The 17197-nt window shown below is 44.3% G+C and carries 15 protein-coding genes; 9 read left to right on the forward strand and 6 right to left on the reverse strand.

All coding sequences use genetic code 11. The features are described 5' to 3' along the window. Positions 1-3 precede the first annotated feature (3 nt). Positions 4-237 (forward strand): (Na+)-NQR maturation NqrM, encoded by a 234-nt coding sequence (nqrM, locus tag F0231_RS15515; RefSeq protein WP_171760613.1) that lies wholly within the window; start codon positions 4-6, stop codon positions 235-237. A 58-nt stretch (positions 238-295) separates the two neighbouring features. Here the strand turns inward: nqrM and F0231_RS15520 are convergent, their stop codons facing one another. Then, positions 296-1510 (reverse strand): response regulator, encoded by a 1215-nt coding sequence (locus tag F0231_RS15520; RefSeq protein WP_171760614.1) that lies wholly within the window; start codon positions 1508-1510, stop codon positions 296-298. A 113-nt stretch (positions 1511-1623) separates the two neighbouring features. On the opposite strand from F0231_RS15520, the gene dinB reads away from it, so the two are divergent. Then, entirely contained in the window at positions 1624-2736 is a 1113-nt protein-coding gene (gene dinB, locus F0231_RS15525) for a DNA polymerase IV (RefSeq protein WP_171760615.1), read from the forward strand. Here the strand turns inward: dinB and F0231_RS15530 are convergent. Beyond that, positions 2733-4673, reverse strand: coding sequence for an ATP-dependent DNA helicase RecQ (locus F0231_RS15530; protein WP_171760616.1), 1941 nt, complete (start codon positions 4671-4673; stop codon positions 2733-2735). The genes dinB and F0231_RS15530 overlap by 4 nt on opposite strands. A gap of 78 nt (positions 4674-4751) precedes the next feature. Here F0231_RS15530 and F0231_RS15535 point away from each other — a divergent pair, with 78 nt between their 5' ends. The 4 genes from F0231_RS15535 to F0231_RS15550 all read left to right on the forward strand — a co-directional run bounded on the left by F0231_RS15535 (position 4752) and on the right by F0231_RS15550 (position 9171). Continuing rightward, positions 4752-5228, forward strand: a complete 477-nt coding sequence (locus F0231_RS15535) for a GreA/GreB family elongation factor (protein ID WP_171760617.1) — start codon at positions 4752-4754, stop codon at positions 5226-5228. A gap of 54 nt (positions 5229-5282) precedes the next feature. Then, positions 5283-6026 (forward strand): YggN family protein, encoded by a 744-nt coding sequence (locus F0231_RS15540; protein ID WP_171760618.1) that lies wholly within the window; start codon positions 5283-5285, stop codon positions 6024-6026. A 128-nt stretch (positions 6027-6154) separates the two neighbouring features. Then, positions 6155-7672 carry a diguanylate cyclase gene (locus F0231_RS15545; RefSeq protein WP_253825815.1) on the forward strand — a complete coding sequence of 506 codons (1518 nt, stop codon included), beginning with the start codon at positions 6155-6157 and terminating at the stop codon, positions 7670-7672. A 134-nt stretch (positions 7673-7806) separates the two neighbouring features. Further along, entirely contained in the window at positions 7807-9171 is a 1365-nt protein-coding gene (locus F0231_RS15550; RefSeq protein WP_171760619.1) for a sodium-dependent transporter, read from the forward strand. Positions 9172-9255: 84 nt separating this feature from the next. On the opposite strand, the gene F0231_RS15555 is transcribed toward F0231_RS15550, so the two are convergent. The 3 genes from F0231_RS15555 to F0231_RS15565 are packed head-to-tail and all read right to left on the reverse strand — an operon-like array spanning position 9256 to position 11655. Further along, positions 9256-10350, reverse strand: a complete 1095-nt coding sequence (locus F0231_RS15555; RefSeq protein ID WP_171760620.1) for a succinylglutamate desuccinylase/aspartoacylase family protein — start codon at positions 10348-10350, stop codon at positions 9256-9258. Continuing rightward, on the reverse strand, positions 10310-11215 hold the full coding sequence (rimK, locus tag F0231_RS15560; protein WP_171760621.1) for a 30S ribosomal protein S6--L-glutamate ligase: 906 nt from the start codon (positions 11213-11215) through the stop codon (positions 10310-10312). Before rimK ends, F0231_RS15555 begins: the two co-directional genes overlap by 41 nt. Further along, complete coding sequence (locus F0231_RS15565; RefSeq protein ID WP_171760622.1) at positions 11215-11655, reverse strand: ATP-dependent zinc protease; 441 nt, start codon at positions 11653-11655, stop codon at positions 11215-11217. The genes rimK and F0231_RS15565 overlap by 1 nt, the downstream gene beginning before the upstream one ends. Before the next feature lie 349 nt (positions 11656-12004). Here F0231_RS15565 and F0231_RS15570 point away from each other — a divergent pair, with 349 nt between their 5' ends. After that, positions 12005-12544, forward strand: a complete 540-nt coding sequence (locus F0231_RS15570; protein WP_171760623.1) for a DUF3332 family protein — start codon at positions 12005-12007, stop codon at positions 12542-12544. A gap of 60 nt (positions 12545-12604) precedes the next feature. Here the strand turns inward: F0231_RS15570 and F0231_RS15575 are convergent, their stop codons facing one another. Continuing rightward, positions 12605-14077 carry a beta-Ala-His dipeptidase gene (locus tag F0231_RS15575; protein ID WP_171760624.1) on the reverse strand — a complete coding sequence of 491 codons (1473 nt, stop codon included), beginning with the start codon at positions 14075-14077 and terminating at the stop codon, positions 12605-12607. A gap of 1031 nt (positions 14078-15108) precedes the next feature. On the opposite strand from F0231_RS15575, the gene F0231_RS15580 reads away from it, so the two are divergent. Together F0231_RS15580 and tet(34) are read left to right on the forward strand one after the other, a co-directional pair. Continuing rightward, positions 15109-16398 (forward strand): NCS2 family permease, encoded by a 1290-nt coding sequence (locus F0231_RS15580; RefSeq protein ID WP_171760625.1) that lies wholly within the window; start codon positions 15109-15111, stop codon positions 16396-16398. Positions 16399-16637: 239 nt separating this feature from the next. Beyond that, entirely contained in the window at positions 16638-17102 is a 465-nt protein-coding gene (gene tet(34), locus F0231_RS15585) for an oxytetracycline resistance phosphoribosyltransferase domain-containing protein Tet(34) (protein WP_171760626.1), read from the forward strand. Positions 17103-17197 lie beyond the last annotated feature (95 nt).

A 17197-nucleotide genomic window follows, 5' to 3' on the forward strand; every position in this document is an offset into this window, starting at 1 on the left:
ATTATGAGTACATTTCTAATTACATTCGGTGTGTTTTTAGCCGTGATTGCAGCAATGTCGATCGGCTACATCATCCAGAAAAAAGTGGTGAAAGGGAGCTGTGGCGGCCTTGGTGCTGTTGGTATCGATAAGGTATGTAACTGTCCAGAACCTTGTGATGCACGCAAAAAACGTGAAGCTCGTGAAGCTCTGCGTGCTGAAAAGCTTGCTGCTTGGGAAAAAGATCGCATTGCGTAATCTTATGTGAGTTACCCCAATAAAAAACACCAGCATTCGCTGGTGTTTTTGTTTCTGATTAAGAATGAACCGTTTGGTTTCGCCCGGCTTCTTTTGCTGCATATAGCCTATCATCGGCTAGCTTAATCTGAGCGTCGAGCTCGCCGTCTGTATTGCATACCCCGACGCTGAGTGTCACTTTGATCTCTTGCTCTTTGTGCTTAATTGGCGTTTTCTCAACACGTTGGCGCATGTTCTCTAAGCGAGTAATGAAGTCATCGAATGGTGAGCATGACTGAATACAGAACTCTTCTCCACCAAATCGAACTACAACGTCATCAGGAAAGTAGATCTTGAGGATGTTAGCGACCATCACTAATGCGGCGTCTCCTCCATCGTGACCATAGGTATCATTTACCTTTTTGAAGTGGTCAATATCGAGCATAGCAATGCTGCGATGGTCACACCCTGAGCATGCTTGATTGAAAAGAAAACGTCGGTTCCAAAGCCCCGTTAATGCATCCTGGTTTGCCATTTTATACAGCTCATCGGTGGCTTCTTTCATATCAAGCAGCTGATGAATACGGCAATAAAACTCTTCCTGATTAAAAGGCTTCGTCAAAAAGTCATTCGCACCGGCTTTCAGAAACTGAGCCGTCATTGTTTTAGATTCGTTCCCTGATAAACCAAGAATCGCTAGGCTGTTCTTATCGTAGGTCTGCCTTACTTCACGAGTCATGGTGATGCCGTCTTTTTCTGGCATATCATGGTCCGTGATAATAAAAGTAATGTCAGGGTTCTCAGCTAATTTCTGTAATCCTTGTTGGCCATCTTCTGCTTGGGTTGTTCGAATGTATTGGTGTTCCAATAACTGAACCACGTGCTTACGAACTGTCGGGGAGTCATCCACGACAAGAGCATGATGCTGATCATTGTTAAGAAGCCTTTTTACCAATGGCATCAGGTAAGACACCGATGCCATACTGTCTTTTAGGATGTAATCGACAATCCCTTTTGCGATAAATCTTTCTCGAGCTTCATCATTAAACGTTGCCGTTAAAACAATAACCTTTTGCTGATAGGAAAGTACTAGGTCAATGACTTCACCGTCTTGAGCATCAGGCAGGCAGTAATCTAAAACAGCGAAACGGAACTCCTTGTGTTGCTTCAATAGCCGTTCCGCTTCTTCGTATGTCTCTGCCCCAAATACCTGACAACCAAGTGCTGTCAACTGTTGGACCAAGTAGTTTCTATACGCACGGCTATCTTCGACAACCAACACTTTATTGTTCAAAGTCGTGCCTCTTATATATCTACTTATAAACCTAATAATAACGTTTACTTTACAAGATGCGAGGAAATCCTTTGACAATTTAATTCAATCCCTCACTTTTAGAAAGTGTATGGATGAATTATACTGTTTATTCATACAGTTTTGTTTTTTGGTGCAGCGTGTCTGGCGATAAAGTAAGAAAAATCATACATGTAGACATGGACTGTTTTTATGCGGCGGTAGAGATGCGTGATAACCCATCTTACCGAAACCGTCCGCTTGCCGTTGGTGGTCATGAGAAGCAGCGAGGTGTCCTCAGTACGTGTAACTATGAGGCAAGAAAGTTTGGCGTACGTAGTGCGATGCCGACGTCACGTGCTTTGCAGCTTTGCCCCAAGCTATTAGTCGTTCCCGGTCGAATGCAAGTTTACAAAGACGTTTCACAAAAGATCAGGGCGATATTCGCTCGCTATACCGACTTAATAGAACCCCTCTCGTTAGATGAAGCTTATTTAGATGTCACAAACTGTACTCAGCATCACGGTTCAGCCACATTGATTGCTGAAGCGATACGCAGAGAAATTTGGCAAGAACTGCAACTAACGGCGTCTGCTGGTGTTGCTCCGGTGAAGTTTTTAGCCAAGGTTGCTTCCGATCTGAATAAGCCCAACGGGCAATATGTTATTCCACCAGAGAGAGTGCAGGAAGAGGTTGATAAGTTACCACTGGAAAGGATCCCTGGGGTGGGGAAGGTCAGCTTAGAGAAGTTACATCAAGCGGGTTTTTATCTTTGCCAAGACATTAAAAATAGTGACTATCGAGATCTGCTAACTAAGTTCGGTCGAATGGGCGCTTCATTATGGAAAAAGAGCCACGGCATCGATAACCGCGAAGTCGTGGTTGAGCGTGAACGGAAGTCGGTGGGTGTCGAGCGTACGTTTAGTGAAAACATCTCTTCCTACGATGAATGTTGGCGAGTGATCGAAGAGAAGCTTTATCCTGAATTAGAAAAACGTTTAGAAAAAGCATCGCCAGAAAAAGCGATCATTAAGCAGGGAATCAAACTCAAGTTTGCCGACTTTCAGCTGACGACGATTGAACATATTCACCCTGAACTTGACCTTGATTACTTTAAGCAGCTGCTACGAGACATCCTTAAAAGGCAAGATGGGAGAGAAATTCGCCTATTAGGCTTGAGCGTGATGCTCAAGCCTGAAGAGCAAACCAAACAGCTGAGTTTTTTCTAATCAATGTTGGTCTGGTTTATCCATTCAATGACATCACTAAAAGGGACGGATTCCAATCGCCCAAAGCCAACTAAGGAACGGGCTTTTAGACGAGTAAACTTCGGTGTTGCGATGCCACAAAGGAACTTAGCTTGTAGTGTTGTGGAGAGCTGTTCACCCGCTTTGGTCTCAAGTTCGTTAAGCCAATCTAAAATCGGGAGTTCAGTTAGTACTGGTGATTGAGGTTTTGGCAACTGAGCGACTTGCCCATGGCATACCGAGCAGTGGCCACATTCGTTAGGAGCGGCATTGTCACCAAAGTAACTGGCTAACTCATGGCTTAAGCATTGTGACGATTGAAAGAAATTGAGGAGATAATCGATTCTTGCCACGTCACTTTTCTCTTTAGTGCAGAAAAGTTGCCATAGCTCTTCAGCATACTGATGAGTCGTTTTGCTAAATGGCTTCACTTGATACACTTCGGTCATCAGTTTACTTTCAAGTTCGACCCACCCCTTTTCATGGAAATAGTCCAGTGCTGCGACGGCACGCTGTCTTTCCCCTTGGAAGTGCTGCCAAAGGGCATCAAAGTCAACTTGGCACCACACCTTTGCTTTGGTTGAGCAGTCAAATAGAGCCTGAACAAACTGACGCCTTACCGGATCAAACTGATTAACAATGAACTCTTTATCTTTGATGAACTTAAATCGGTAGTCGGCAAAGTAGCTGTATTTGGCTTCAATCAGGCCAGCCATTTCCATGTAAACAAGCAATGTCTTTAGCGGTAGCTGACGAATATTGCACTCGTTGGCTAATCGAGAGAGAACTATCTCCCATTGGGGTGAGCTTCGTTCGGCTTGCTCTAAAACATGTTTAATATCTTGAAGTTCAGGTGTATCACCAAAGATGAAGTTTTCGAGTGTGCTGATGCCATTTTGATTGCCTAGTAAGATACATTGCGAGCGTTGACCATCTCGACCTGCACGACCAATCTCCTGAGCGTAGTTTTCAACCGACTTAGGAAGGTCGAAGTGAATAACTCGGCGAATGTTCGACTTGTCTACACCCATACCGAAGGCAATGGTTGCCACAATACAATCGACATCCCCTGCCATAAATTGATTCTGGATGGTTTCTCGTACGTCACTCGCAAGCCCTGCATGATAGGCCATGGCGTTGTGGCCGCTGCTACGCAGTAACTCAGCGACGCTTTCAGCACTGTTTTGCAGGGTGACATAGACAACGGTGGGCGCATTAGGCTCTGGGCGAAGTACTTCAAGTAGCTTGTCACCCTTTTCGCTGTCTTCACAGGGAAGTATAGAAATATCCAGATTGGAGCGATAGAAGCCTGTAACAACAATATCGTTGGGCTCAATAGCGAATTTACGCTGCATATCTTCGACAACAGAGGTGGTCGCAGTCGCGGTCAATAACAGCGCTTGAGGGATATTCAATTCGTTTAAATATTGAGGCAGTTTGAGATAGTCAGGACGGAAATTATGACCCCATTCGGAGATACAGTGCGCTTCATCGACGACCAGTAATGAGATAGGCACCTGACTGATAAACTGACGAAAGCGTTCATTTTTCAAACGCTCGACAGAGATCATCAGGATCTTCAGTTCTCCTTGTCGGATGCGATTCATGGTCGCTTGTGTCTGCTCTCGGCTTTGGGTCGAATCAATGGAAGCTGCTGCGATGCCTCGTTCATGTAGAAAAGCCAATTGATCTTTCATCAGTGCCAATAGTGGCGAGACGACAATAGTTAAGTGAGGCAAACAGAGTGCAGGCAATTGGTAACAAAGAGACTTCCCTGAACCAGTAGGAAAGATTGCTGCACATGAGCGGTTGCTTAGCACAGTATCGATGACCTGTTGCTGACCGCCTCTCAACTGGTCAAAACCAAAGGTCGATATTAGTGTTTGTTCTATTTGTGCCGCGTGGGGTGAACTCTGCATATCTGTGGTTTCCGCTACTCTTGCCTTCTATTGAGAGGTATTCTAAAGGTAATCCCGATTATGGAACACGATTTTAGTATGAATAAGTTGGAACTACGCCAAGTAATTCTGGCGCAACTGCAGCATAAACTCTCGGTTGCTATCAGTTCAGCGCAGCGTGCGATGGAGTCTGCAACCGATGAAGAGACAGTCCCAGAACATAAATACGATACCTTAGCGCTTGAGGCGTCGTATCTTGCTCATGGGCAAGCGGTGCGTGTACAGGAGTGCGAGCAAGAGATTAGGCAGCTGACGGAACTTTATATGCCTAATGAACCTGAGAGTGTGGTACTTGGAAGCTTGGTCTCTTTGCTTGATCTTGATGATAAGCGCAAACAGTTTTTTGTTTCACCTTGCGCAGGTGGCCTGAAAGTGGACTACGACGAGCAAAGCATCATGTTAGTAACGTTTGATTCACCGCTAGGGCGAGCGTTGAAGGCAAAACAGATAGGGGATGAAGTGATTTACCATGTTGGTGATTCAGAACACAGTTATGAGATCGAAAACATCGATTAACAGATGAGCAAGGTTTCTGGTATGGTGTCGCTAAACCCATAATGTGGATGACTCATGAAGAAAATATTACTGACATTACCGATTCTGATTTCAAGCCAAGTTTATGCTGCTCAGTGCAACGTTGACTTAAAGAATGAAATTCACCTTGACGGTGAGCGTATTGAAATTCTTCACACAAATGGTGATGCAGCGGTAGTCGATGGTGACAACAACCTGATGATTCATGGTGAGCGCATCGAGCTCGATAGCGATCAAATACAAGCAATCGAAGCCTATCGAGAAAGCCTAAATGATTACCTGCCTCGTGCTCAACAGATGACTCAAGAGGGCCTAGCATTAGCCAATGATATTATTGATGATGTGGCCGAAAGCTTCGACACGCCAGGGGCTTTTGATGACGTAAAGCAGGCGATGCAGCAGTTTTACGCTGATATTGAAGCGCGTTATTACAAAGACGGAGATCTCATTCTTCCCGCAGACAGTTTCGCTTCTTTCGGTGACTCTTGGGCAGAAGACTTCGAGAAAGCAAAAGCTTTGTTTAGTGAAGAATTTATTAGCAGTGCATTTAATGCAATGTCTGAGAAGATGAAAGCTGAAGGCGGCTTAAACCTCACTGAAATGGCGAACTCGATGAGTGAGTTAAAAGAGCGTATTGCAGAGCGATTACAAGAGCACTCGGTGGATGTTCAAAAGCAGAGCGAAGCTTTCTGTGACTCGTTAGATCAAATGGCGGAACAAGAGCAAGATCTGCATAAGAAGATCCCAGAGCTTAAAGATTACCAAATCTTTACCATCTAACAGTGATACATTACTGTTTAATCAAAGCGTTAAATCACATTTAAGAGCACCGTTGGTGCTCTTTTTATAGACAACCAGGTGACTATTCGATTTAATTCACGCTCTCGAATATGACGTACGGTTGTTTCATGCATATCTTCCAGCTATCTATTAAGCAGCTTACTGTTCTCGCGTCATTAATGATGGCGAGTTTATTTGTTTTCTGTTATCTCACTTTTCGATACTTTTGGACCTACGACTCGGAAGTCGAGCAAGCTCTTGCTCATCAGCAGGAAGAGGTCAATCGTGTTAAAACCGTCCTTGATATCCAGAAATCAGAGCTTGCGAGGGCGCTTGTTGACTACGCGGCCTGGGATGACGTGAGTGACTTTATTGAAGGGGGAGATACTGATTTTCTTTCCGATAGCCTCAATGATCATACATTTCAATCTAAGCAGTTAAGCGGTGTCTTTATTTTTGATGAGAAGGTGAGCCTCATGTGGGGACGTCACTATGATTACATCTTCAAAAAAGAGTTGCCGTTTACAGAAATTCGCTACAAGTTTGGCCCGCTTCTCGTCGACGCTCTCAAATCTCGTACTGATTTCATCACGCCTCACGTTAAGTTTCTGGTACTTAATAATAAGCCGACAATGTTGGCGACGAGTCGTGTCTGTAACAGTGAAGGGCACGACTGCGATCGCGGTTTTATGATGTTCATTAAGCCGATAGGTTCAGATTTTATCCGTAACTTGAAACAGGCTACAGGCCTGGATGTAGAGGTTCTGATCGCAGACGATGGAGAAGCAAAGCATCGCCTTCCCGTACCGAACGTCACTGAACTGGAAAAATTGGACTACCAAAACCAGTCCACAGTAAGAGTGCGAATTCAGCATTCGATTAAACTTCCTCATTTCATTACCTGGGGAGAACTTTCTGCGTTATTCGCGTTCGCTGGCTTTATGTTCGCGTTCAATTTAGCGGTGGCTCATTTGATGGTTAGGCCAATAAAGCGTGCTCGAAATGCACTGAACTCGTTAGGTCAGGGCGAGCTTATGGTCAATGAGCAAGAACAGTTCATTTCGTATGAGATGAGAGACTTTATCTGTCGTATCAATGAGGTTTATACCCAACTTGATGAGAAGCAACAAGAGCTAGAGTGGATTTCGCGTCATGATACGCTCACAACTGTTGGCAATCGTCGTAGTTTGCAACAATATTGGCAAAAAATGTTAGCGAAAGAGGATCATGGTTACGCCTGTATGGTGTTGATTGATATCGATTACTTTAAGAGATTCAATGACCATTATGGCCACCTCGAAGGAGATTTTGTTTTACGCAAAGTCGCCCAACAGCTGGAAATGGCTGAGACTCAATGCGATAAATTTGTTGCCCGTTTTGGTGGAGAAGAATTCTGTATCTTGTTGACTTCAAATGGTCAGATTGACGCTTACTCTGAAGGGGAAGCATTACGGCTGGCTATCGAAAAAATGGCCATTTCACACAATCATTCTCCGATTGCTCCGGTTATCACCATTTCGGTTGGGGTTGCTGATTGCGCCAATAAAACACTGCAACATCAACAAGAGATACTCCTCATTGCTGACAAAGCACTCTATGCTGCAAAAGACAATGGCCGTAATGGTGTTCTGGTGGCGAAATATTAGACTTAACGCCTTAAAATCATTCCTTGTGACTGGTTTTTGATTATTTATCTGATATATAACTCTAAATAAATTGATAAGGTTAGAGTTTTTGATTATTGTACTAGTCAACTAGTTCATTGGTGCATTTTGGTAATATGGCGCAAGTAGACACATCTCAATCTCGTGAGCATTTCGGCTCGCGTCTCGGTTTTATCCTAGCTGCAGCAGGAGCGGCAGTAGGCCTTGGGAATATTTGGGGATTCCCAACTCAAGCTGCTAGTAATGGTGGTGGCGCTTTCTTATTGGTTTATCTGGTGATGATTCTGGTCGTCGCCTTTCCAATGCTGGTTGTCGAGATGGCGATTGGCCGTTATGGTCAAGCTAACCCAGTCGATAGTATGCGCTCACTAACAAACAGTGCGATAGGCAAACAGTTTGGAGCTTTGGTCGGCTGGATTGGCCTAAGTGTGCCAAGTGCGGTCTTGGCTTTCTATAGCATTGTCGGAGGCTGGTTAATCTGCTTTCTACTCGGTGCTATTAGTGACTTGTTCGGTTTAGAAGCGGCGACGGCGTGGTTTAAGGGCTTCAGCGTAGAGCGCAACCTCTTTGGTACCATTACTTTCTATGTTCTTACCATTCTTATTGTTCAAGGTGGAGTGAAGCAGGGGATCGAAAAGTGGTCGACACGACTGATGCCAGCGCTGTTTATTCTATTTGGTTTGCTGTTTGTTTATATCATGACGCAAACGGGCGCAATTGAAGGATTGAAGCACTATTTGATTCCTGATTTTAGTAAGGTGATGGATCGTCAATTGATACTCGCAGCGATGGGACAAGGGTTCTTCTCACTGACCATTGGTGGTTGTTCGATGCTCATCTATGGTTCTTACCTGAGCAAAAAAGAGAACCTGCCAAAGATGGCGATGAATGTCACGCTGGTGGATACTGCAGTCGCTTTCATTGCTGGCCTTGTAGTGATGCCTGCCATGTTTGTCGCCATGCAAAAAGGTGTACAAATTTATGCGGAAGATGGCTCATTACTAAGTTCAGACACCTTAGTATTCACTGTCCTGCCTTTGATGTTTGACAGTTTAGGTCTGCTTGGTCAGCTGTTTTCAATTGTGTTCTTTCTATTACTGACCATTGCCGCGCTGACCTCATCGATCTCTATGTTGGAATGCCCTGTGGCACTTGTGAGTGAGCGCTTCAACACTAAACGCTCTTTAACAAGTTGGGTGTTGGGTGGATTGATTGCTCTAGTCAGTGTGGTGATTGTTTATAACTTTGGCGAGTTATTTGGCTTAGTGGCAATGGTCGCGACTCAGTACTTACAGCCAGCAGCCGCACTACTGTTCTGTCTATTTGGTGGATGGGTTTGGAATCGTCACTCTAAAATTAAAGAACTTGAACAGGGTTGCCCTGAGTTTACCCAAGGTTGGTTTGGAAAACTCTGGCCTGCCTACGTGAAATTCGTCTGCCCAATTCTTGTGGCTACCGTAATTTGGGCATCATTTGGTTAATAGCCAATTTGATGAATAGAAAACGAAAGACAATAAAAAGCCCGCATAGTGATATGCGGGCTTTTCGTTTTTAACAGCGTCAGTTTACTGAGCAGGGGTGTTGATTTGACCCGTTGTTAGAGGATCCACGTCAAGGTCTGTGACCTCTTCAATGAACTCTTCTACCACTTGTTCAACTTCTTCATCATCTTGCTCGAAGTAGGCAAGGTGGAAGATAGCGTCACCTTCGTTTACCAAAGGTAGTGTCTGTTGACCGATAACAATACCGCCTTTGCGAGCAGTAAGCTCAATCTCGCTGTGACCAAGAGGCGCACTGATGTAAGCCAACACTTGGTCTTTCTCAACTTTCTCGCCCAACGTCACCACAGTACGTAAAATGCCATCGCTTTCAGCACGCAACCAACTGGTAGACTTTGCAATCACTGGTGTTGGCAGCTTTTTACGGCTTGAGCGCAACATACCAATGGCTTGCATCACGCGCTGAACGCCAATGAAGCCTGCACTGATACAAATTGGCTCAAAGCGCAGTGCTTCGCCCGCTTCATAAGTCAGAACTGGAATGCCCAAGCGTTCAGCCTCGCTACGCAGAGAACCATCACGGAGTGGAGCATCGACTATCACTGGCGTAGCGAACGCTTGAGCAATACGAAGTGTCTCTGGATTGCTTAAATCTGCACGAATTTGTGGCAGATTGGTGCGATGAATCGCTCCAGTGTGTAAATCCAGAATGTAATCACAACGCTTAGCAACCTGAGAGAAGAAAGTGTTCGCCATACGTGACGCAAGCGAGCCTTTTTCACTGCCCGGGAAGCAGCGGTTCATATCACGTCTATCTGGTAGATAGCGTGATTTATGAATGAAACCAAATACGTTGACGATAGGCACGGCAATGACTGTACCTTTGAGCTTATCTGCGTCAATGGTATTGATCAGTTGGCGTACGATTTCAACGCCGTTGAGTTCATCGCCGTGGATCGCAGCGTTGACCATAAGTACAGGTCCAGCTTGCTTACCATTGATGATCTCAACAGGAATCGATAAAGGTGAATGGGTATAAAGCTTGGCAGCTTCTAACTCAATAACCTTACGCTCTCCCGGCGAGATAGACTCGCCGAGAAATTCAAATGCGCTATTCTTTTTAGCCTTTGCCACGAGTTTTAGTCCTTTTACTTGCCGCATTTTTCTCTATAAATTCGACAATCATTCCAGCAATGTCTTTACCAGTTGCGGCCTCAATACCTTCAAGACCTGGAGATGAGTTTACTTCCATGACCAATGGACCACGGTCTGATCGTAGTAGATCCACCCCAGCCACATTTAGACCCATTATTTTCGCAGCAGCGACAGCAGTGCGGCGCTCTTCAGGAGTGATCTTAATTAAAGATGCACTACCACCACGGTGTAGGTTGGAACGGAATTCACCATCTGCACCTTGGCGTTTCATTGCAGCAATTACTTTGTCACCAATCACGAAGCAGCGAATATCAGCACCGCCCGCTTCTTTGATGTACTCTTGCACCATGATGTTTGCTTTCAAGCCCATGAACGCTTCCACAACGCTTTCTGCCGCTTTACGTGTCTCAGCAAGAACAACACCGATACCTTGAGTGCCTTCTAGCAGTTTAATTACTACTGGTGCGCCGCCAACCATCTCAAGTAGATCTTTCACATCATCTGGCTTGCTTGCAAAACCTGTGATTGGCATACCGATGCCTTTACGTGACAGTAACTGCATTGAGCGAAGCTTGTCGCGTGAACGTGTAATTGCCACAGATTCGTTGACTGGGTAAACCCCCATCATTTCAAATTGGCGAAGAACCGCTGTGCCATAAAAAGTCACTGAAGCACCGATTCGAGGAACAATCGCATCAAAGCCAGATAGCTCTTCACCTTTGAAGTGGATCTCTGGTTTGTCTGAATTGATATTCATGTAACAACGAAGCGCATCGATCACTTTTACTTCATGACCGCGGCTTTCCGCTGCTTCAATCAGACGCTTAGTTGAGTACAGGTTCGCATTGCGAGACAGAATACCAATTTTCATTATTTGCTTTCCTCGAAAGGGACTAAAAACGATTCAACAGGGTCGACAATGATGCGATCGTGCATTGCAGTGCGACCTAATAACATACGAAAAGCCATGTTTTCGCGATTAGTTAATGTAATTTCGATTGGCCAACTCTTTCCGCCAATGCTTAATTCTGACTCGATAACGTAACGTGATTCTTCATGACCACCTGAGTCGCGCACGATGCGCTCATCAATAACTTTAGCTTCACATACTGTTTCGAAATCCGTGTCATGTTGTTTTGGGTGAATCCAAAAGCGGACCCACAGAGCTTCGTCCTTTTTAAAGCTCTCTACTTTGAATGCGTGTAAGCAAGACGTCCTGGCTCCGGTATCAATTTTTGCGTTAATTTCTTTAATACCCAAACCTGGCAGGCTAAGAGTTTCTCGCCAACCGACTAATAGTTTTTCTTTCATCGCAGTAACATAATTTTAGAGAGTATTTAAGACGCTCGAGTGAAGTGAGCATCCCCAACATAACACGGTCGAATTGTGCCGAGTCTTGTGCTTGAAGAGGGTAAGAATGTACCCAAAGGCGCTTCAAGGAGGGCGACTGTAGCAACCTGAGTATGGTGTGACTAACGAAAAAAAATCACCGTAACGACAAGGATTTTTTATCGAGTATTTTCACTGGGTGAGAATCGTTAATTGGAATAAAAAGCCCAAATGTGGTGCTTATGTATCCTTGTTGCTCATAAATTTATATGCAACTCGAAAACTGACCTATCTTTATAAAGATGACTATCGTCAGTAAATAGAGGGACTTATGAAAAAAACGATTGTGAAAGCGGTGGCAATTGCAGCTGTAGTCGCGAGTATGACGGGCTGTGTAGGTAGTATGGCTGTAACAGGCAAGCTGATGCAGTTTAACGTTGAAGTAGTTGATAACCGATACGCGCGTGCAGGAGTGAACTTTCTTCTGGCTCCGGTATATGCGATTACAACAGCAGCAGACTACATTATCTTTAACTCGTTGGAGTTTTGGACTGGTAAAAACCCAATTAATGGCTCTCCTCACATCTTTGATACCAAGACAGATACTATGTTAGATATCAATGATGATCTCGATGACTCTTTGAAAGAAGCGCCAATTGCACCAATTTCTATGTATCGTTCATTCGAACAGGGTGAAATGAAGCGTATTAACGATGACACCTTCGAAATCGATATTACTTACAGCAATGGCGATAAATCCATTCTGCGTGGTGTGAAGACGGATGAAAACATCCAGTACTTCATTGATGGTGAACTGGTCGGAGAAACAACCCTAGACCAACTTCAAGAACTCGCTGCCTCAAAAGCGTAATACGAGTAGAAATAAAAAAGCCGAGTCCTCTATGACTCGGCTTTTTAGATCTTGTCCAGATTACGCTTTTTCTGGGATCGATTCTAATAGAGCGACCATTTGATCCCAGAATAGGGCAACGGTATCAATCTTCACTTTCTCGTCTGGAGAGTGAGGGAACTTGATGGTTGGGCCGAAAGAAACCATGTCCATATTCGGGTAAGGTTCTTTGAATAGACCACACTCAAGACCCGCGTGAATTACCATGATGTTTGGTTTGTGACCGTAGATGCCTTCGTACATATCACGGAAGATAGCCATGATTTCTGAGTCAGCATCTGGCTTCCAGCCAGGGTAAGCACCAGAGAACTCAATGCCCGCACCTGCCAACTCTGCAACTGAAGCTAGCATGCCTTCAACCTGTTGACGGCCAGAGTCGATAAGTGAGCGAACAAGGCAAAGCACTTGAATTTGGCTCTCTTCAGTTGTGATAACACCAACGTTTAGAGATGTCTCTACCACGCCTTCGATTTCATCGCTCATGCGGATCACGCCATTTGGACAAGCGTTTAGCGCTGCAATGAAACGCTGTTGGTCAGCAATAACCAGAACTTGAGCGTCAGTGTCGATTGATTCGTTGAAAGAAACGATATCGGTTTCTACTTTACCTAGTTCCGTTTTTAGTAGGTTAGTGTAGAACTCAAACAGCTGTGCCAGTTTTGCTTCGTTTTCTGCAGGAACCGCAACGGTTACAAACGCTTCACGAGGAATTGCGTTGCGAAGACTGCCACCGCGGAATTCAACTAGGCGAAGATCAAGCTCTTGTGCGTGACCAGCTAAGAAGCGTGCAACCAGTTTGTTTGCGTTGCCACGGCCAGTGTGGATATCACAACCTGAGTGACCGCCTTTAAGACCTTTTAGAACAAGCTGACGAGTAACGTAGCCAGCTGGGATCGCTTCACGTTTGATGTCGAATGTCATTTGACCGTCGATACCGCCCGCACAACCCATGTACACTTCGCCTTCTTGCTCTGAGTCTGTGTTTAAAAGGATTTCGCCTTCCAACCAACCCGCTTCAAGACCAAATGCCCCTGTCATGCCTGCTTCTTCATCTACAGTAAGTAGAACTTCAATCGGACCATGTTTAATGTCAGTTGAAGCAAGTACCGCTAGACATGAAGCCATGCCCATACCGTTGTCAGCGCCTAGCGTTGTGCCTTTTGCTGTTACCCATTCGCCATCGATGTACGGTTGGATAGGATCTTTAGTGAAGTCATGATCGGTGTCTTCATTTTTCTGCGGCACCATATCGATGTGTGCTTGAAGAACAACGCCTTTCTTGTTTTCCATCCCTGCTGTTGCAGGCTTTTTGATGAATACGTTGCCAGTAGGATCGCGGCGTACATCTAAACCTTGCTCTTTAGCCCAATCTACAATGTATTGCGCTAGGGCTTCTTCATGCTTTGACGGGTGAGGAATAGAACAGATCTTATCGAAAAACTGCCAAAGTGGTGCAGGTGATAAGTTACTGATTTCAGAATGGAATTCAGACACGGATGACTCCTTAAAAAGAATAATGCCAGATCTTGTTATGCAATTAGTGAATGTAAGCAGAACAAAAAGCTGAATCTGACCTATTGGATAGAGGGGCACAGCATAGCATCCCCAGACATCGGGTTGTAGTCAAAGCCGTTCGGATTTGTCTACGTGTTCTCATATTCTCACAATATTGATACGAAAACGATTACGCACCTAGATTCTTACTTTTTGTAATTTTAACGAGTTAAGGAGTGATATTTTTGTAATTTAATTACGAAAATAAATTGATGTGGGTCATTTTATGAAGTTTTTGTGATTTTAATCACTTTAATTGTTGTAATTAAATTTCTATGAGGTATATTGGTGACCAACTTCAAAGCGAAGAAGAAAATGCTCAAAGGATGAGTCCGAGTTATCGCCTCCAAGGAACCGAGAAATCAATATGTTTTATTTGTTTAAATTGATTTAGAAGGTGATGTTATGAAAGGTTTACCAAGTGCAGCGTTCTGGCTAAACAGCTCTGTTTACACAGGCAGCTTTACTTACCCAACAAGCTTCGGTTACTAATCCGAAGTTTGTGACTCTCGAACAGTTTTGTTCAACCCCTATTATTGGAATTTTATTACAGTCGACTTTTGGGCTGACATGATTCAACCGCCACTCAAATTGAGTGGCGTTTTTTTATCTGCAGAAAACTTATCTTTTTCCTTCCTGCCTCAATACTTTCTCTGCTCTCTCATGCTTCGTTGAATATTATTCGCATAAACTCATAAAGAAATGGTTAAAGCCGTGAGAAAACGCTTTGAAAGTTTGCAACATGGTACAAAAAATCATCTTTTTTAATTAATGAACGAAAATATTTTTATCTATTGAAATATAAAGGTTTTATATAAATAGGTCTGGAATGTAATCGTTTGAATTGATGATTTACAATTAGAAATGTTGATTAGAGTGATAATTCTATCTGGAATTTACGATTTGTAGACTTTATAATCGCCGCCAATCGATTACGCAACCGTTTACTTTTTACCTTTTAGGATTCGATTATGTTCGAAAAACTATTCAAACTCAGCGAAAACGGCACTAACGTTAAAACTGAGGTCATCGCAGGTATTACTACCTTCCTAACCATGGCTTACATTATTTTTGTAAACCCAGCGATGCTAGCGGATGCTGGTATGGACAAAGGCGCGGTCTTTGTTGCTACTTGTCTTGCTGCTGCTATCGGCTGTTTTATCATGGGCTTTGTGGCTAATTACCCAATTGCACTTGCTCCTGGTATGGGTTTAAACGCCTTCTTTACCTATGGCGTTGTTCTAGGCATGGGCCACTCTTGGCAGGTAGCACTGGGTGCGGTGTTCGTATCGGGTCTTATCTTTATGGCATTGAGCGTATTTAAAGTACGTGAGTGGATCATCAACTCGATCCCAATGTCTCTACGTACTGGTATCTCAGCAGGTATCGGTCTTTTCCTAGCATTCATTGGCCTGCAAAACTCAGGTATTGTTGTTGATAACCCAGCAACTCTAGTTGGTCTTGGCAACATTACCGGTATTCAACAAGCACTTGCTGCTCTTGGTTTCTTCCTAACTATCGCGTTGGTTTACCGTGGTGTTCGTGGTGGTGTGATGATCTCTATTCTAGTGATCACTGCCATTGGTTTGATTCTTGGTGATGTACAGTGGGGCGGTATTATGTCTGCGCCACCAAGCATCGCACCAACACTAATGGAAATGAACATCGCCGACGTATTCGAAGTGGGTATGATTTCAGTTGTGTTTGCTTTCCTATTTGTTGACCTATTCGATACAGCGGGCACGCTTGTTGGTGTTGCTCAGAAAGCTGACCTAATTAAAGAAGACGGCAAGCTTCCTCGCCTAAGTAAAGCCCTTCTTGCTGACTCAACAGCAACGTCTGTTGGTGCGGTTCTAGGTACTTCAAGCACAACGTCTTACGTTGAATCTACAGCCGGTGTTGCTGCTGGTGGTCGTACTGGTCTAACAGCGGTTGTTGTCGGCGTACTATTCCTACTTGCGCTATTCTTCTCACCGCTAGCAGGCATGATTCCAGCTTACGCTACAGCGGGCGCACTATTCTATGTTGCGATTCTGATGATGTCTGGCCTAGTGAGCGTTGATTGGCGTGATCTAACAGAAGCAGCACCTGTTGTTGTGACCTGTCTTCTAATGCCACTGACTTACTCAATTGCTGAAGGTATCGCACTTGGCTTTATCTCTTACGCGGCAATTAAACTGCTAAGTGGTAAAGGTCGTGAAGTCTCTATTAGTGTATGGGTACTGTCGGCAGTGTTTATCTTCAAATATCTAGTCGCTTAATTATCAACTTGGTGAATTCACGTTAGAAGTGTTAGACATCGCCATAGTGGTTTTCTCCACTATGGCGATTATTTTTGTCTAGGGTATGAACTCTTCATTGGTATTATGCGCCGCATTCGGTAGAATAAACGTTTGCGTAGCTTTTCCCCGAACTTGCCTGTTGCAATCGTGACGACTGGCCATAAGGCCGTTTTGACGTTTTGTGGGGATGCAGATTTTTAAATTATTAGGTTATTACAATGGCTAAAAAATTCGTTATCACTTGGGACCAAATGCACACTCTTTGTCGTGAATTGGCAGAGAAACAAATGCCAGCAGAGCAGTGGAAAGGCATTTGGGCTGTAAGCCGTGGTGGTCTGGTTCCTGGCGCTATTCTGGCTCGTGAGCTAGGTATTCGCCACGTTGATACAGTATGTATCTCTAGCTACGATCATGATCACCAGCGTGATATGACCGTTGTTAAAGCACCAGAAGGTGACGGCGAAGGCTTCCTAATTGTTGAAGACCTAGTAGACAGTGGTGACACGGCACGTAAACTTCGTGAAATGTACCCTAAAGCAAAAATTATCGCGGTATGTGCTAAACCTGCTGGTGTTGAGCTACTGGACGATTACGTACTAGATATCGCTCAAGATACTTGGATTGAGCAGCCTTGGGATATGGCGCTTCAGTACATTGAGCCAGTAAATCGCAAGCAGAAGTAATCATTTCGGTAAAATACCGTCGGTTTCTTGATAAATGACCCTTTATTGGGTCATTTTTTTTATTACTATTTAGAAAACGAATTTAACTTAGGTCT

The organism is Vibrio sp. RE86, assembly GCF_013114545.1.
Classification (GTDB): domain Bacteria; phylum Pseudomonadota; class Gammaproteobacteria; order Enterobacterales; family Vibrionaceae; genus Vibrio.

Excerpts from the sequence above, each read along its gene's own strand:
- F0231_RS15570 (WP_171760623.1), top strand. The coding sequence starts at position 12,005 with ATGAAAAAAACGATTGTGAAAGCGGTGGCAATTGCAGCTGTAGTCGCG.
- F0231_RS15535 (WP_171760617.1), top strand. The coding sequence starts at position 4,752 with ATGAATAAGTTGGAACTACGCCAAGTAATTCTGGCGCAACTGCAGCAT.
- F0231_RS15530 (WP_171760616.1), bottom strand. The coding sequence starts at position 4,673 with ATGCAGAGTTCACCCCACGCGGCACAAATAGAACAAACACTAATATCG.
- F0231_RS15555 (WP_171760620.1), bottom strand. The coding sequence starts at position 10,350 with ATGCGGCAAGTAAAAGGACTAAAACTCGTGGCAAAGGCTAAAAAGAAT.
- F0231_RS15545 (WP_253825815.1), top strand. The coding sequence starts at position 6,155 with ATGCATATCTTCCAGCTATCTATTAAGCAGCTTACTGTTCTCGCGTCA.
- F0231_RS15580 (WP_171760625.1), top strand. The coding sequence starts at position 15,109 with ATGTTCGAAAAACTATTCAAACTCAGCGAAAACGGCACTAACGTTAAA.
- F0231_RS15540 (WP_171760618.1), top strand. The coding sequence starts at position 5,283 with ATGAAGAAAATATTACTGACATTACCGATTCTGATTTCAAGCCAAGTT.
- F0231_RS15565 (WP_171760622.1), bottom strand. The coding sequence starts at position 11,655 with ATGAAAGAAAAACTATTAGTCGGTTGGCGAGAAACTCTTAGCCTGCCA.
- nqrM (WP_171760613.1), top strand. The coding sequence starts at position 4 with ATGAGTACATTTCTAATTACATTCGGTGTGTTTTTAGCCGTGATTGCA.
- F0231_RS15550 (WP_171760619.1), top strand. The coding sequence starts at position 7,807 with ATGGCGCAAGTAGACACATCTCAATCTCGTGAGCATTTCGGCTCGCGT.
- dinB (WP_171760615.1), top strand. The coding sequence starts at position 1,624 with ATGAATTATACTGTTTATTCATACAGTTTTGTTTTTTGGTGCAGCGTG.
- rimK (WP_171760621.1), bottom strand. The coding sequence starts at position 11,215 with ATGAAAATTGGTATTCTGTCTCGCAATGCGAACCTGTACTCAACTAAG.